16 protein-coding genes are annotated in these 15,441 nt (G+C 74.4%); 2 read left to right on the plus strand and 14 right to left on the minus strand.

Annotation, left to right across the window (positions count from 1 at the left end; genetic code table 11):
- Complete coding sequence (locus tag CLV37_RS08700; protein ID WP_146149342.1) at positions 1–1,125, minus strand: ROK family protein; 1,125 nt, start codon at positions 1,123–1,125, stop codon at positions 1–3.
- Positions 1,126–1,206: 81 nt separating this feature from the next.
- On the opposite strand from CLV37_RS08700, the gene CLV37_RS08705 reads away from it, so the two are divergent.
- Positions 1,207–2,157, plus strand: a complete 951-nt coding sequence (locus CLV37_RS08705; RefSeq protein ID WP_106209209.1) for a sugar phosphate isomerase/epimerase family protein — start codon at positions 1,207–1,209, stop codon at positions 2,155–2,157.
- A 44-nt stretch (positions 2,158–2,201) separates the two neighbouring features.
- Here the strand turns inward: CLV37_RS08705 and CLV37_RS08710 are convergent, their stop codons facing one another.
- Together CLV37_RS08710 and CLV37_RS08715 are read right to left on the minus strand one after the other, a co-directional pair.
- Complete coding sequence (locus tag CLV37_RS08710) at positions 2,202–2,846, minus strand: GntR family transcriptional regulator (RefSeq protein WP_146149343.1); 645 nt, start codon at positions 2,844–2,846, stop codon at positions 2,202–2,204.
- Positions 2,847–2,851: 5 nt separating this feature from the next.
- On the minus strand, positions 2,852–3,844 hold the full coding sequence (locus tag CLV37_RS08715) for an isopenicillin N synthase family dioxygenase (RefSeq protein WP_106209213.1): 993 nt from the start codon (positions 3,842–3,844) through the stop codon (positions 2,852–2,854).
- Positions 3,845–3,956: 112 nt separating this feature from the next.
- Here CLV37_RS08715 and CLV37_RS08720 point away from each other — a divergent pair, with 112 nt between their 5' ends.
- Positions 3,957–5,297, plus strand: a complete 1,341-nt coding sequence (locus CLV37_RS08720; protein WP_211298495.1) for an amidohydrolase family protein — start codon at positions 3,957–3,959, stop codon at positions 5,295–5,297.
- Between the two features lie 50 nt (positions 5,298–5,347).
- On the opposite strand, the gene CLV37_RS08725 is transcribed toward CLV37_RS08720, so the two are convergent.
- From CLV37_RS08725 to CLV37_RS08775, 11 genes are all read right to left on the minus strand, one after another.
- Positions 5,348–5,806: a nucleoside deaminase gene (locus CLV37_RS08725; RefSeq protein WP_106209455.1), complete on the minus strand. Its 459-nt coding sequence runs from the start codon at positions 5,804–5,806 to the stop codon at positions 5,348–5,350.
- A 124-nt stretch (positions 5,807–5,930) separates the two neighbouring features.
- Positions 5,931–6,503: a TetR/AcrR family transcriptional regulator gene (locus CLV37_RS08730; protein ID WP_106209215.1), complete on the minus strand. Its 573-nt coding sequence runs from the start codon at positions 6,501–6,503 to the stop codon at positions 5,931–5,933.
- On the minus strand, positions 6,496–7,332 hold the full coding sequence (locus CLV37_RS08735) for an alpha/beta fold hydrolase (protein WP_106209217.1): 837 nt from the start codon (positions 7,330–7,332) through the stop codon (positions 6,496–6,498). Before CLV37_RS08735 ends, CLV37_RS08730 begins: the two co-directional genes overlap by 8 nt.
- A 44-nt stretch (positions 7,333–7,376) precedes the next feature.
- Entirely contained in the window at positions 7,377–8,204 is an 828-nt protein-coding gene (locus CLV37_RS08740) for a phosphotransferase family protein (RefSeq protein ID WP_170127126.1), read from the minus strand.
- A gap of 12 nt (positions 8,205–8,216) precedes the next feature.
- A complete protein-coding gene (locus CLV37_RS28825) occupies positions 8,217–8,576 on the minus strand; it encodes a heat shock protein transcriptional repressor HspR (protein ID WP_425433614.1) in 360 nt (119 codons plus the stop codon).
- 110 nt (positions 8,577–8,686) lie between these two features.
- The gene (locus CLV37_RS08750; protein WP_106209224.1) at positions 8,687–9,724 is read right to left on the minus strand and encodes a DnaJ C-terminal domain-containing protein; all 1,038 of its coding nucleotides are present in this window, start codon (positions 9,722–9,724) and stop codon (positions 8,687–8,689) included.
- A gap of 43 nt (positions 9,725–9,767) precedes the next feature.
- Positions 9,768–10,343 (minus strand): nucleotide exchange factor GrpE, encoded by a 576-nt coding sequence (grpE, locus tag CLV37_RS08755; RefSeq protein ID WP_106209226.1) that lies wholly within the window; start codon positions 10,341–10,343, stop codon positions 9,768–9,770.
- The gene (gene dnaK, locus CLV37_RS08760; protein ID WP_106209228.1) at positions 10,343–12,211 is read right to left on the minus strand and encodes a molecular chaperone DnaK; all 1,869 of its coding nucleotides are present in this window, start codon (positions 12,209–12,211) and stop codon (positions 10,343–10,345) included. Before dnaK ends, grpE begins: the two co-directional genes overlap by 1 nt.
- Before the next feature lie 282 nt (positions 12,212–12,493).
- Positions 12,494–13,261 (minus strand): energy-coupling factor transporter transmembrane component T family protein, encoded by a 768-nt coding sequence (locus CLV37_RS08765; RefSeq protein ID WP_170127127.1) that lies wholly within the window; start codon positions 13,259–13,261, stop codon positions 12,494–12,496.
- 92 nt (positions 13,262–13,353) lie between these two features.
- Positions 13,354–14,805 (minus strand): ATP-binding cassette domain-containing protein, encoded by a 1,452-nt coding sequence (locus CLV37_RS08770; protein WP_106209232.1) that lies wholly within the window; start codon positions 14,803–14,805, stop codon positions 13,354–13,356.
- Positions 14,798–15,400: an ECF transporter S component gene (locus CLV37_RS08775; RefSeq protein ID WP_106209234.1), complete on the minus strand. Its 603-nt coding sequence runs from the start codon at positions 15,398–15,400 to the stop codon at positions 14,798–14,800. The genes CLV37_RS08770 and CLV37_RS08775 overlap by 8 nt, the downstream gene beginning before the upstream one ends.
- Between the last annotated feature and the right edge of the window lie 41 nt (positions 15,401–15,441).

Genomic DNA, 15,441 nt, shown 5'->3' on the forward strand with positions numbered 1-15,441 from the left:
CTAGGACTTGGCCCGGAGCAGCTCGTCGTCGACACTGGCCCGCGCCTCGTGCAGGGCCCCCAGCAGCACGGCGTCCCCACCGAGGGAGGTGGCCCGGATGGGTACCGCCGGCGCGCCCTCGGCGGCCAGGGCGGTCTCCAGCCGCGGCACGAGGACGTCGGCGGCCACCTCCAGACCGCCCCCGAGCACGACCAGCGGCGGCGCGATCGTCCACACCAGGGTGACCAGCACCCGGGCCAGCGGGGCGGTGAACTCGTCGAGCAGGTCGGCGGCGTCACGGTCCCCGGAGCGGACCCGCTCGACGATCCGCTCGGCGCGTGCCCGCTCCTGCGGGTCGGGGTGGGTCAGGCCGCCGAGCGGGTGCTCGTGCAGTTCGGACATCCCCACCGCCGGGGCGCGCACGATCTCGCCCGCCGAACTGCGGAAACCCCGGTGGACCTCACCGCGGATGACGATCCCCGCACCGTTGCGGGCCCCCGCCAGCAACCACGTGAAACTGTCCAGGCCCTGCGCAGCGCCCTTCCACCGCTCCCCCACGGCCGCGAGGTTCGCGTCGTTGTCCCCGACGAAGGGGAACGGGAACGCTTGCGCCAGAACGGCTGAAGGCCGAACTCCCGTCCAGGTCGGGGCGTCGACCAGTCCGAGCACCAGTCCCTCGTCGTCGATCAGACCGGGCATCGCGACCGCCCCCGCCCGCACGACGCCCACCGGGCGCCCGGAGGCGACCAGCGCGGCGTTCAACGCGTCCACGGCCTGCTCCAGCGTCGTCGCCGGGTCGTAGTAGTCGCTCAGGACCCTGCGCTCGGACGAGAGCAACCGCCCGTGCGTGTCCGCGACGCCGGCGCGCACCGAGTGCGTGTCCACCTGGACCGCGGCGAACAGGGCGTTGTCCGGCTGGAACGCGAACGCCCGGGGCGGTCGCCCCACCCCGGTGGAACCGACCGCCACCTCCCGCACCCACCCGTCGGCGAGGAGGTCGGCGAGGATGAGCTCGACGGTCCGCCGGGACAGTTCCGTGCCCCGCGTGAGCTGGGCCATCGTCAGCGGGGCGTCCGCCTCGCGCAGGAGGCGGAACGTCAGGGCGGCGTTGAGGCGCCGCATGACGGCGGGGTCCACGGGTGGCACAGCGGAAGCCTAGAGGGCCGCCCACCCGCCCCACGTCCCCGAGGTCTCCCGCTCACGGCGCCGTCGGGCTAATCTGCGGGGATGTCGCACATTGAATCCGAGCCGCAGTACGGCGTCGACCTCGTGACCTTCTACCACCCCGGTTTCTGGGGCGTGTCCACCGCGGAGGAGATGGTCGCCTGGTGCGCCGAGCACCCCCGCGAGATGTGGGACCGCATGCTCGACGCGCTCGCCGAGGCCGACGTGCCGTGGATCGAGCTGACCTTCCCGCCGTTGGACTTCCGCAGCGCGCTCGCCGCGTTCGGCTCCGTCGACGGGGTGCTGGAGGCGTTCGCCGCCCGGGGTGTGCGGGTCCTGTCGGGCTTCTGCAACGGCACGCACTGGGGCGGGCTCAGCCCGCAGGAGGCGGTGGCGGAGATGGCCGAGTACGCGGCCTTCCTGCGCGGCACCGGGGCGGGGATCCTCGTCCTGGGCACCCCGATGCTGGCCGGCGGCCCGGACGCGCCCGTGCAGGCGCTGTCCGCGGACGAGCACCGGCGGCTGCTGGAGCACCTCGCCCGGGTGTGCGACGCGGTCGGCGCCTCGCTGGCCGACACCGGGATCCGACTGGCGGTGCACACCGAGTCGCACTCGATCACCGTGGCCGCCGAGGACGTCCGGACGCTGATGGGGCTGACCGACCCCGCGCTGGTGGGTCTGTGCCCGGACTCGGCGCACATCACGCTGTCCGGCGGGGACCCGGTGGCCCTGGCCCGGGAGTTCGCCGACCGGGTGCTCGTCTCGCACTGGAAGGACGCCGCCGGCCCCTTCCCCGCCGACCTGGTCCTCGACGAGGACGTCCACGCGGTGCACCGGCGCTTCATGCGTCCCATGGGCGACGGCGTCGTGGACTGGCCGGCCTGGGCCGCCGTCATGGCCGGCACGCCGACGGCCGGGGTGCGGCTGCTGGAGCTGGACGCGGCGCCGGACCCGGTGGCCGAGCTGCGCGCGGCGCGGGCCGTGGCCGACGGGCTCGTGCCGGCCGCCGGCTGACGCGACGTCACCCCGCCGCGCCCGGCCGCGGCGGGGTGGCCCCCTCAGCGGGCGGCGCGCCGCATCCGGACGGCCAGCGCGGCGACGTGGGCCCCGGCCCGGGCGCGGGCCGCCGCCACGTCCCCGGCCGCGACGGCCGCGACGATGCCGCGGTGCTCGGCGACGGCGAGTTCCCGGTGGCGCTGGTCGGCCCACAGGCCCGCGCCGAACAGGTGGGCGCGGACCTCCAGGCGACGCAGCGTCTCGGCGAGCGTGGCGTTGCCGGACAGTTCGCGCAGCAGCGCGTGGAAGCGCAGGTCCAGCGCGGCGTCGCCGGCCGGGTCGACGGGTCCGCGCACCGCCCGCTCCCCCGCGTCCAGGAGTTCCTCCAGGCGGGTCAGGCCGTCGGCGTCGACGACCGCGGTCGCCTCCGCGGCGGCGAGGCCGTCGAGCACCTCCCGCACCCGCAGCACCTCGTCGAGGTCGGCCAGGCTCACCGTCGCCACCCGGGCCCCGGTGTGCGCAACCGTCACCGCGACACCCTCGGCGACCAGGCGCTGGACCGATTCGCGCACCGGGCTGCGGCTGACGCCGAGTTCGAGGGCGAGCGCCGGGACGCTGAGCGCCGAACCCGGCGCGAGCCGGCCGTCGACGATCCGGTCGAGCAACGTGGCGTAGACGCTGTCGACGAGGAGTTCGACCTCGGTCACCGGGCTCAGCCCTTCGGAGTGCCGTAGTTCGCGCGGATCCGCTCGGCGAGGTAGTCGGCCGCGGTGATCGGCGGGTAGGTCCCCCGTGGCGTCTCGATGAGCACCTCGCGGTTGGCCTGGGCGAAGAACGGCATGCTGTACCGCGCCCCGGTGTACTCCCCCTCACCGGGCATCCGCACGCGGTGGAAGTTCGACAGGAGCTGGTCGTCGCTCCAGCGCATGAGCATGTCGCCGATGTTGCACGTGATGGCGTCGTCGGAGGGGACGACCGAGGTCCACTCCGGCGCCTCGAGGTCGCGGCCCGGGCAGACCTGCAGACCGCCCTGCCCCGTGCGCTGGAAGAGCAGCGTGAGGCAGTCGAAGTCGGTGTGCGCCCCGGCCCGCCACACCCCCGGCTGGGCCGCGACGTCCGCCGGGAGCTCGGGGTAGTGCAGGATCCGCAGGGTCGACTGGTAGGTGTCGGAGGCCGGGTCGTGCGCGCGGGCGAAGAAGTGGCGGTCGAAACCCAGCCGGTCGGCGAAGCAGGACAGGACCCGCATCGCCAGTTCCCAGCAGCGCGTCTCGAAACCGAGCATGAACTCGGCGAAGTCCGGCAACTGCTCCTGCGAGGGCAGCAGGCCGGACATGTGCGGGCGGGTGAGCTGGTAGGACTCCTTGCGGTCGGGGGTGCCGACCGAGGGGCGCACCTGGGTGCCCGACTCCCACCCGGAGTTCTTCGGCTTGTCCAGCGGGAACCGCTGCTTGACCTCGACGGGCAGGTCGAAGAACGCCTTCGCCATGGCGAAGGCGCGGTCGACCTCGGCGGCCGGGATGCCGTGGTTGACGATCTGGAAGAACCCGACCTCGGTGGCGGCCGACCACAGCGCCTCGGTGATCTCGGCCCGGCGGGTCTCGAAGTCGGACAGGTCGATCTGCGGGATCTCGCGGTCGCGTTCGGCACCGAGCCCGCCCATGCGGGACTCGCGCTGCAACTCGGTCATCGGAGGGGTGGTTGTCATGGCTCCATCGTGGTGTTGCATGCGATCGGTGCCAAGACCTGCCGTGTGAACACTGTGTTGCATGTAGTCGGGGGGTCTTGTGCCGGTGACGGGGACTGGGGAGAGTGCCGAGGTGCCGACCCTGCGACTGACCGCCGACAGCCCCGCCGCTCCACCGCCGCCGGCCGTCCTCGACGTGTCCGTGTGGACGGGATCGGGCTGGAGCGACCACCAGGACGTCCTGGTCGAGGACGGGACCGTCACCGCGGTCCGGGACCACCGCCCCGGTTCACCCGGTCTCGACGGCTCCGGCGCCCACCTCCTGCCGGGGTTCGTCAACACCCACACGCACCTGCTGCAGGCGACCTGCCGCGGGGTGGGCGAGGGCCAGCCGCTGCTGGCCTGGCTGCTGTCGGTGGGTGAGCACATGGCGTCCGTGACCCCGGAGTCGGCGTACCTGGCGACCGTCGCCGGCGCGCTGGAGGGGTTGCGCAGCGGGACGACGACCCTCGTGGAACACCTGTGGCCCCACCCCTCGCGGGAGGTGCACGACGCCGTCCTGCAGGGGCTGGCGGACGTGGGGGTGCGGGCCCTGGTCGGGCGCGGGATCGCCGACCGGCCCGACCCCACCCGCCGCTGGGGTTTCGACCCGCGCCTCATGGAACCGCTGGACGACGTCCTGGCCCACGTCGACGACCTCGTCGCGCGCACGCGCGGTTCGCTCACCACACCCGCCCTGGCCGTGCCCAACCCCCGCAGCCTCACCCCCGACGGGCTGCGCACCGTCGCCGCGTTCGCCGCCGAGCGGGACCTGCGCACCTCGATCCACCTGCTGGAGACCGAGACCGACGACGTCATGTGCCGCGAGCACACCGGCCGCGGCGCCGTGCAGTACCTGGACGAGGCCGGTTTCCTCAGCGACCGGGTCCTGGCCGTGCACGGGGTGGCGCTGGGCGAGGAGGACATCCGCGTGCTCGCCGACCGCGGTGTCGCGCTCTCCCACAACCCGGTCTCGAACATGCGGCTGGGCTCCGGGGTCGCGCCGGTCCCCGCGCTGCTCGCGGCGGGCGTGCCGGTGGGGCTGGGGGTCGACGGGGCCGCCTCCAACGACCGGCAGGACATGCTGGAGACGCTGCGCACCACGGCCTACGTGCAGCGCGCGACGCACCGCCGCGCCGACCTGCTGGGTTTCTCCGAGGTGGTGGCGATGGCCGTCGACGGGGCCGCCGGCGTCCTGGGACTGCCCCGCCGTCCCCGGGGCGGGGTCACGGTCGGCACCCCGGCGGACCTGACGCTGATCCGCTTCGACCGCGACTTCGGCTGCCTGCCGGTGCACGAACCCGGCGCCGCCCTGCTGACCACGGGCACCCCGCGCGTCGTCGACACCGTCCTGGTCGCCGGTGAGGTCGTGGTGCGCGACGGCCGCAGCACGCGCGTCGACGAGGACCGGCTGGTCGCGGCCCTGCGCGGCTGACCGTCCTGTCGTCCCGTCGTCCCGGGGTCGCAGGACCCCGGGACGCGCGCTCACTCGCCGATGTCCTCGAGCCACAGCTCGGGGCTGCGGGCGATGAACTCCGTCATGAGGTCGCGGCAGCGGGCGTCGTCGAGCACGGTGACGACCGTCCCGTGCTCGGCCAGCCAGTCGTGCCCCCCGGTGAACGTCGTGCTCTCCCCGATCACCAGGTGCCCGATCCGGAACTGGCGGGCCAGGCCGCTGCAGTACCAGCACGGCGACAACGTGGTGACCATGACGGTGTCGCGGTAGTGCCGTCGGCGCCCGGCGGCGCGGAACGCGTCGGTCTCGGCGTGCACCGAGGGGTCCTGCTGCTGCACCCGGCGGTTGCGGCCGGCGCCCAGCAGTTCCCCCTCGAGCGTGAACAGCGCCGCGCCGATCGGCACCCCGCCCTCGTCGCGCCCGGCGACCGCCTGTTCCAGCGCCGTCTCCAGCACCGTCCGCGGGTCGTAGCGCGTACTGTTCCCCATGCTCGCCACCTTCTCTCGTCGTGCCGGGACCGGGCGGCACCCGGGCGCGCAGCGGGTTCCGGGAACCCTACCCGACGCCCCGGCCCGGCCCGGCCCGGGGAACTCCCCGCGACCCTCCGCGGGTTCAGGTCACCGCGCCGGAGCGCAACCCCCGGTCGACGAACTCCACCGCCCACGTGAAGCTGTCGTCGACGTCGGTGCTGAACTGGAAACCCCCGCCGGCCTCGAGCGTCGCGAAACCGTGCAGGGCGCTGCGCACCATCCGCAGGGCGTGGACCTCCTCGTGCGCCGCGACCCCGTACCCGCGCAGCACGACGGCGAGCGATTCCAGGACGCGGGCGGTGGCGGCGGCGTAGGCGTCGTCCGGTCCGGTGGGGCGGGCCCCCAGGGTGGCGGCGTACCGGCCGGGGTGGGCGACGACGTAGCCGCGGAACGTGCGGGCGGCGGCGTGCAGGGCGTCGCGGCCGGACAGTCCCTGCAGGGCGTCGCGCAGGGCGTCGCCGAGTTCGACGGCGGCCAGCACGGCGATCCGCTGGGCGAGGTCGGCGAGGTTCTGCACGTGCTTGTACAGGGAGGGCGTCCGCACCCCGAGGCGTTCGGCGACCAGCCCCATGCTCAGCTGCTCGAACCCGAGGTCGTCGGCGAGGTCGGCCCCGGCGGCCGTGACGGTGGCGGCGTCGAGCCCGGCCCTAGGCACGCGCGGAGGTCTTCGCGAGGAACGGCAGGACGAGGGCGAGGAGTTCGTCGGGGGTCTGGGTGTGCGGGTAGTGGCCCGCGCCCTCGATGACGGCGAGCTCCCCGAGCCCGGCGGGCAGGTCGGCGACGACGCGTTCGCCCTCGGCCCGCGGGTCGGCCCAGTCCGGGTCGAGGGACCCCTCGACGACGAGGACCGGGCAGCGCACGTCCCCGAGCCGCGCACCGGCGTCCTTCGGGGAGGAGTTCCCCATGCGCTGCAGCACCTTCATCCGCCCCGGCTCACGCAGGGTCCGCTCGATGCGGGCCAGTTCGGCGCCCCAGTCGGCGGGTTTGGCCGGGACGGCGAGGTCGAGGTAGCGCGTCCAGGCGCCCACGTCGCCGAAGGCCGCGGTCCGCCCGAGCCGGACCATCGCCTGTCGGTGCCGCTTCACCCGCAGCAACCCCCGCAGGTCGACGGACTGCGCGCGGGTGAAGGGCGCGAGTTCCACCAGACCCGTCACGAGGTCGGGGGCGGTGGCGGCGGCGATGGTCGCCGCTCCCCCGCTGATGGACTGCCCGACGACGACGGCGGGACCGCCGAGGTGGCGGACCAGCGCGAGGAGGTCACCGGCGATGTCGGTGCGGCTGTACCCGTCCCACCCCGTGCTGGACTCGCCGCAGCCGCGCAGGTCGGCGTTCGCGACGCGGTACCCGGCGGCCACCAGGGCGGGGACGACGAACCGGTAGGAGTGCCGGCTGTCGCCCATGCCGTGGGCCAGGACGACGAGCGGGCCGTCGCCGGCCACGTCGTAGGCGACGGTACCCCCGTCGATGTTCAGGTGCTCGGTCATGACGACCCCTCTCGGCTAATGGCGTTAGCTAAAAGCTAAGGCCATTAGCCGAACGCGTCAAGACCCGGGCCGACGCGCTCGTCGAGCAGGCGGCGCAGCCACTGCGCCGGGGCGTCCCGGAACTGCTCCGGCGGGTCGGCCCAGCCGGCCAGCGCGCGGTCCCAGCTGTCGGTGCGCGTGACGATCCCCAACCGCACCCCCAGGTCCACGGCGCGCCGGGGAACCGTGGGCCACCGGGCCAGGTAGGCGGCCAGGGGTCCGGCCGAGCCGTCCCAGCCGATCAGCAGGCTCGTGAGGGGGTGGGCGACGCACGCGTCGCCCCAGTCGAAGACGCGGCCGTCGCGGGCGAAGACGTTCCCGTCGTGCAGGTCGTCGTGCTGGATCGTGGGCGCCGGACCCAGCTCGGAGAGTTCTGCGGCCTCGTCGGCGAGGCGGCCCAGCAGCGGCAGGACGTCCGGAGCCCAGCGCCGGGCCAGCCGCTCGAACGCGGCGGGCAGCAGCGCCGGCCGCAGGTCGGGGACGCCGAGGGCGACGAGCTCGTCGACGTGGGCCTCGGTCGCGCGCTGGGTCTGCGCGTACCCGGCGAGCACGGCCGCCCACGAGGGGCCGGGGGCCTCGCGCAACGTCGGCCCGCCGTCGGGCAGCAGGACGGTGCCGAGGTCCTCGTCGACGGCGAGGGGTTCCAGCACGTGCGGGACGGCCCACCGCGCCATCGCCCCCAGCAGGCGCACCTCGTGGCGGGTGCGCTCGGGGCAGTGCTTCAGCCAGACCGGGCCGGCCGGGGTGGGGATCCTCCAGACCGTGGACCACGGACGGTGCTTGACGAGTTCGGGCGTCCCGGCGTCGGGCACCCGTTCCAGGGCCCACGTCACCGGGTCCACGTCTCAGCGTCCGGGTTTCCAGACGACCAGCGCGGTGGACCGCTGCTGCTCGGGCCGGCGACCCATCGGGGTCGCGACGATGTCCCCGGCCATCCCGGCCGCGAAGATGCGCCGGGCCTGCTGGCGCACGTGCGCGATCTCCGTCTCGAGCTCCTCGACGCGTTGACCGAGGGCGAGGACCTGGTTCTCCAGGTCCATGATGCGTTTGATGCCCGCGAGGTTCACGCCGTCCTCCTGGGACAGCCGCTGCACCTCGCGCAGTTGCGCGATGTCGCGCGCGGAGTACCGCCGGCCGCGACCGCGGGCCCGGCTGGGCGAGACGAGACCGAGGCGGTCGTACTGCCGCAGCGTCTGCGGGTGCATCCCCGCGAGATCGGCCGCGACCGAGATCACGAACAACGCGGCGGTGTCCGCGTCGAAACCCTCGGTGTGCAACTCCCTCTCCTCTCGTCTCGTCCCACCCGGTACCCGTCTCAGCTGCGGGCGCGCTCGGCCAGACCCGCGCGCGGGTCCTGCCCGGCGGTCGCCTTCGCGAACGCCTCGACAGCCTCGCGCACGGCCCCGTCGACCCGTTGCGGGACGACGACCTCGACCGTGACGAACAGGTCCCCCCGGTCGTCGGTGGACCGCGAGCGCTTCACGCCGCGGCCCTTGAGCCGCAACGACCGTCCCGACGGCGTCCCCTCGGCGATCTTCACCTTGACGGTGGAACCGTCCAGGGTGGGGACCTCGACGGTCGCGCCGAGCACGGCCTCGTCGAAGGTCACCGGCAGGGTCATCCGCAGGTCGTCGCCGTCCCGGCGGAACACCGGGTGCGGTTCGACGTGGACGGTGACGAGCAGGTCACCCGTCCCGCCGGGCCCGCCCAGTCCCTTGCCGCGCAGACGGACCTTCTGCCCGTCGCGCACCCCCTGGGGGAGCCGGGCGTTGACCGTGCGGGCCGGGCCGCCGCGCGGGTCGGGGACCCGCAACGACACCGTCTTGCCCTCCAGGGCGTCGCGGAACGAGACCCGCGCCGAGGCGTCGAGGTCCTGCCCGCGCGAGGGCGTCTGAGCCCCCCCGAACCCGCCGGGGAAACCCCCGGACGCCGCTCCGCCCTGGTTGAACAGACCGCCGAGCAGGTCCTCGAACCCGCCACCGGCCCCGCCGGGCGTCCCGAACCGGGTGCCCCCCGGCGCCCGGCCACCCTGCCCGAACAACCCGCCGAGCAGGTCCTCGAACCCGGCCCCACCGCCGGCGGCGCCGGCTCCCCCGGAGGAGAACCGGGCGCCGCCACCGACCATGGCGCGGACGCCGTCGTACTGCTGGCGCTGCTCGGGGTCGGACAGGACCGCGTAGGCCTCGCCGACCTCCTTGAACTGCTGCTCAGCCTTGGCGTCACCCGGGTTGGCGTCCGGGTGCAACGTGCGGGCCTTCTTGCGGTAGGCCTTCTTGATCTCGGCCGCGTCGGCGTCGTGGGAGACGCCGAGGATCGCGTAGAAGTCCTTCTCGGCCCAGTCCTGCATGCTCATCGACGTCCCCCTCCCTCGAAACCGATGGGTGTACCGACGGGTGTCATCCCTGCGGGTCGGCCACCGCGACGCGGGCCGGCCGCAGGACGCGCTCGCCGAACTTGTAACCCGGCTGCAGCACCTTCACGCACGTCGCCACCTCGTACTCGTCGGAGTGGCTGTGCATGAGCGCCTCGTGCACGGCGGGGTCGAACGGCTCGCCGTCCTGGCCGTAGCGCTCGAGACCGAACCGCGCGAGCGTCGCCTCGAGCTTGTCCGCGATCGCCACGAACGGGCCGGTGAGGTCACCGTGCTCGCGGGCGAGGTGGACGTCGTCGAGGACCGGCAGCAGGGCCTCGGCCACGCCCGCGAGCGCCGTGTTCTTGGCGACGTCGCGGTCGCGGTCGACGCGCTTCTTGTAGTTCACGTACTCGGCGTTCAGCCGCTGCAGCTCGTCGAGGCGCTGGGCGGCGAGGGCGTTGGCCTCGTCGACCTCGGTGTTGCCGCTGTAGGAGTCCGCGCCGTCGTCGGGACCGCCGACGGTGGGTTGCGCGGGCGCCTGCTCGCGCACCTCACCGGTCTCGGGGTCGATGCGGCGGTTGTCCCGGACGACGGCGGGCTCGGAGAACTCCTCCGCCATCACTTGTCCTTCTCGTCGTCGACGACCTCGGCGTCCACCACGTCCTCGTCGTTCGAGGCCTTGGTGAAGTCGGGGCCGGCCGAACCGGCGTCACCGGCGGCCGCACCCTCGGACTGCTGGGCGGCGTACAGCGCCGAGCCCAGTTCCTGGGAGGCGGCGGCGACGGCGTCGGACTTGGCCTTGATCTCGGCCGCGTCGGTGCCGTTCAGGGCCGTCTTCAGCTCCGCGACGGCGGACTCCACCTTGGCCTTGCCGTCCTCGGGGAGCTTGTCGGAGTTGTCGGCGACGAACTTCTCGGTCTGGTAGACGAGCGCCTCGGCCTGGTTGCGGGCCTCGGCCTCCTCGCGACGCTGCTTGTCCTCGTTCGCGTGGGTCTCGGCGTCCTTGACCATGCGCTCGATGTCCTCCTTCGACAGCGCGCTGCCGCCGGAGATGGTCATCGACTGCTCCTTGCCCGTGCCGCGGTCCTTCGCGTTCACGTGCACGATGCCGTTGGCGTCGATGTCGAAGGTGACCTCGACCTGCGGCACGCCGCGCGGGGCGGGGGCGATGCCGGTCAGCTCGAACGTGCCGAGCGGCTTGTTGTCGCGGGCCAGTTCGCGTTCACCCTGGAAGACCTGGATGAGCACCGAGGGCTGGTTGTCGTCGGCGGTCGTGAAGACCTCCGAGCGCTTGGTCGGGATGGCCGTGTTGCGCTCGATGAGCTTGGTCATGATCCCGCCCTTGGTCTCGATGCCCAGGGACAGCGGGGTGACGTCGATGAGCAGGACGTCCTTGCGCTCGCCCTTGAGGACACCGGCCTGCAGGGCGGCGCCGATGGCGACGACCTCGTCCGGGTTGACGCCCTTGTTGGGTTCCTTGCCGCCGAGCAGCTCCTTGACGACGTTGGTCACCGCGGGCATGCGGGTGGAGCCGCCGACGAGGACGACGTGGTGGATCTCGGAGAGCTTCACGTCGGCGTCGGAGATGACGTCGTGGAACGGCTTCTTGGTGCGGTCCAGCAGGTCCTGGGTCATCTGCTCGAACTGCGCGCGGGTGAGCTGCTCGTCCAGGTGGACGGGGCCGTTCTCGGTCATCGACAGGTACTGCAGGGAGATGCCGGTGCTGGTGGCCGTCGACAGTTCCTTCTTGGCCTGCTCGGCGGACTCGCGCAGGCGCTGCATCGCGATCTTGTCCTTGGACAGGTCGATCCCGTAGGAACCCTGGACCTTCTTCAGGAGGTGGTCGACGATGCGCTGGTCCCAGTCGTCCCCACCGAGGTGGTTGTCGCCGGAGGTGGCGCGGACCTGGATGGTGGAGAAGCCGTCGTCGTCCTTGCCGACCTCGAGCAGGGAGACGTCGAAGGTGCCGCCGCCGAGGTCGAAGACGAGGATGAGCTCGTCCTCCTTGCCCTTCTCCAGGCCGTAGGCGAGGGCGGCCGCGGTGGGCTCGTTGATGATGCGCAGGACGTTCAGGCCGGCGATCTCACCGGCTTCCTTGGTGGCCTGGCGCTGGGCGTCGGAGAAGTACGCGGGCACGGTGATGACGGCGTCGGTCACGGCCTCGCCGAGGTAGCTCTCGGCGTCGCGCTTGAGCTTCTGCAGGATGCGGGCGCTGATCTCCTGCGGGGTGTACTTCTTGTCGTCGATCGACACGGTCCAGTCGGTGCCGACGTGGCGCTTGACCGACCGGATGGTGCGGTCGACGTTGGTGACGGCCTGGCGCTTGGCGATCTCGCCGACGAGCACCTCGCCGTTCTTGGCGAACGCGACGACGGACGGCGTGGTGCGGCCGCCTTCGGCGTTCGCGATGACCGTCGGTTCCCCACCCTCGAGGACGGAGACGACGGAGTTGGTGGTCCCGAGGTCGATGCCGACCGCACGTGCCATGGTGATGCCCTCCCGAGCTGACTGTTGAGCGTTCCTCACTCAAGTTCCCCGACGCCCGCCTGTGTGTCAAGCGGAAGGGGGTCGTACTTGAGTCTGATGGGCTCAACTCCCGATGGGGGGCTCTTGTTCCCGCCTCTCCGGCCTTCCCGCACCGACCTCCCGCGCAGCGCACACGTCGGACCCCGTCCGGGCGCCCCGACGGGTCCGGAGCACACCTCGGACCGCCCGCTCGGCCCGGGACGGGTCCGACGTGTGCGCTGCGCGGGAGGGCCGGGCGGGGCGTCAGGCCGCGGGGAACGCGAGGCGCAGCAGCAGCGGGACGGCCGCGACGAGGGCGCCGACGACGAGCAGCACCGTGTCGGCCCGCCGCCACGGCGCGGGCAGCGCCCAGCTGCGCCGCGCCGCCGTGGCGCCCGCGAAACCGCGCGCGTCCATCGCCACCGAGACCCGCCCCGCGCGCCGGACGGCGTCGACGAGCAGCCCGAACGACGTCGAGGCCGCCCACCGCAGCCGGCTGACCGGCCCCCGGCCGGGCCCGAACCCGCGCACGCGCCGGGCGGCGGCGACCTGCTCCCAGGAGTCGGCGAGCGAGTCCAGGCGGCCCAGGGCGACGACCGCGGCGACCACCACCCGCGCGGGCAGCCGCAGCCGCTGCGCGAGGTGGTCCCCCGCCTCCGCCGGGTCGATCCAGCCCAGCAGGAGCGAGCCCGGCAGGACGAGGACGACCAGCCGCAGGGCCGCCGCGAGCGCTGTCCACAGGGGTTCGGGGCTGTCCCCGGCCAGGACGGTCGACCACCCGACCGACAGCGCCGCGATCCCCAGCGGCAGCAGGCGGCGGGCGGCCACCCGGACGTCGGCGACCACCAGGGGCAGGCAGAGCGCCTGCACGGCAAGGGCTCCGGCGGCCTGCCACCAGGCGTCGACGGCGAACGCGCCGAGGGTGCAGAGCAGTCCCACGGCCAGCAGGGGCAGCGGGCCGCAGTGCCGCACGAGGGGCCCGGGACCCCGCGAACGCCGGGCGGCGGCGGTCTCGGGGACCGTGTCGTCCACACCTGCGGGGGTGGTACCCACAGGGCTGTCCACAGTGCTGTGCACAGAGCTGTGGACATCGCTGTGGACGGCGCCGGTCGTCGCGTCGCCCCTCACGCGGCCACCCCCTGCGCCGTCCCGGACACCAGGTGGACGCGCTCGGCGGGCTCGAGCGCGTCGAGCAACCGCGCGTCGTGGGTGCTGACGACGACCGCCGCGCCGTCGCGCGCCGCCGCCCGCAGCAACCCCGCCACGGCCGACCACGTGCCCCGGTCCTGCCCGACGCTCGGCTCGTCCGCCAGGACGAGGACGGGACCGGCGGCCAGGGCCCCGGCGAGCGCCAGCCGCCGCTGCTCGCCGCCGGAGAGCCGGAAGGGGTTGGCGTCGGCGCGGTCGGCCAGCCCGAGCAGCTCCAGCAGCGTCCGCGCGCGGGCGGGGTCGCGGCCCAGGACCCGGGCGGTGGCGGCGGCCTCGGCGGCGACGGTGGCGGCCAGGAACGTGTGCTCGGGGAACTGCGGCACCCAGCCGGTGCGCGCGGCCAGCTCGGTCGAGGTCCAGGTGTGCGGGGCCCGCCGGCCGCGGCGTCCCGCGAGCCCGGCGGCGGCGAGGAGGTCGCCGGTGGGCCGGGCCAGGCCCGCCAGGACCGCGAGCAGGCTCGACTTGCCGGCACCGCTGTCGCCCGTCAGGGCCGTGACGGCACCCGCGCGGACCGTGACGTCCACGTCGCGCAGGACCGTGGCCGCCGGCCGGGGCCGCAGCCCCCGGCGCGTGCGGACCAGTCCCAGCCCGCTGCCCCGCAACGCCGTCCCCTCGAGCGGCAGGGCGGGTTCGAGGAGGCCGACGGGGACGTCGAGGAGCTCGGGGGTGCCCGCCCCGGGGACCCACAGGCCCAGCCCGGGGGTCAGGACCCGTCCGGGCGGCCCGTCCGCGGCGACGCGGCCGTCGACGCCGAGCAGCACGACGCGGTCGACGTGCGGCGCCCACGCGGCGAGGTCGTGGTCGACGACGACGAGGCTGCGGCCCGCCGCGGCCTCCAGGACGGCCGCGCGCACGGCGTCGGCGGTGGCGGCGTCGAGCATGGCCGTCGGCTCGTCGAGCAGGAGGACGGCGGGGTCGGCCGCCAGGGTGCCCGCGAGCGCCAGCCGTTGCCGTTCCCCGCCGGACAGGGTCGCGACGAGCCGGTCGCGGCCGGCGGTGAAGCGGGCCGCGGCGTGGGCGCGCGCGACGCGCCGCCAGATCCCGGTGCGGTCCCGTCCCGCGTTCTCGGGCCCGAAGGCGGTGTCGCGCCCGGCGGTCTCGGCGACGACGGCGTCCAGCGGGTCCTGCACGAGCAGGCCGATCTCGCCGGGCACGGGCGCGCGCCCCGCCAGCCGCACGTCCCCGGTGGCCTCCACGTCGTCGTCGAGCAACCCCGCCAGGGCCCGCAGGACGGTCGACTTGCCCGCCCCGCTGGGCCCGGCGAGCAGCACCCGCTCGCCCGCGGCGACGTCGAGGTCGACGTCGCGCACGAGGGCGCGCCCCCCCGGGCCGGTGACCGTCAGACCTCGCAGCGCGAGGTCAGCCACGGTGCTCGCGGCCCGCGGCGAAGGCCGACAGGGCCCCGGTGCGGGCCAGCGCGCGCACCAGCGCCCACCCGCCGAGCCCGGCGACCACGGCGCCCGAGACCACGAAGCAGCCGACGTAGACCGCCTGGAAGGGCAGCGTCCACTCCCCCGCGTAGTAGGCGAACAGCTCGTAGACGCCCTCCAGGACGGCGGCCAGGACCCCGCCCAGGACCGCGACGCCCGGGCCGAACCGGCGCCAGGCGAACAGCGCGACCGCGATCTCCACACCCAGGCCCTGGATGGCGCCGGAGATCAGCACCGACGTGGCCCACTGGTTGCCCAGCAGCGCCTCGACGGACGCGGCCACGAGCTCGGCGAACAGCGCGGCCCCCGGCCGGCGCACCACGAGGGCGCCGACGACGGCCGGCAGCAGCCACACCCCGGCCAGGACGCTCTGCACGAACGGGACCGCGGTGAAGACGGGCGAGACGGCCGCGTACAGCACGTCCCAACCCCAGAAGACGACGCCGAAGGCGACGCCGAGGACGGCGGCGGTCACGAGGTCGACGGTGCGCCAGTGCCGGGTGCCCCGGGTGCGGCTGACGGTGGTGCTCATGGTTCCTCCTGGTCCCAGGAGGGGGACGCACGGCCACCGTG

Origin of the sequence: Kineococcus rhizosphaerae (assembly GCF_003002055.1) — a bacterium.
Classification (GTDB): domain Bacteria; phylum Actinomycetota; class Actinomycetes; order Actinomycetales; family Kineococcaceae; genus Kineococcus; species Kineococcus rhizosphaerae.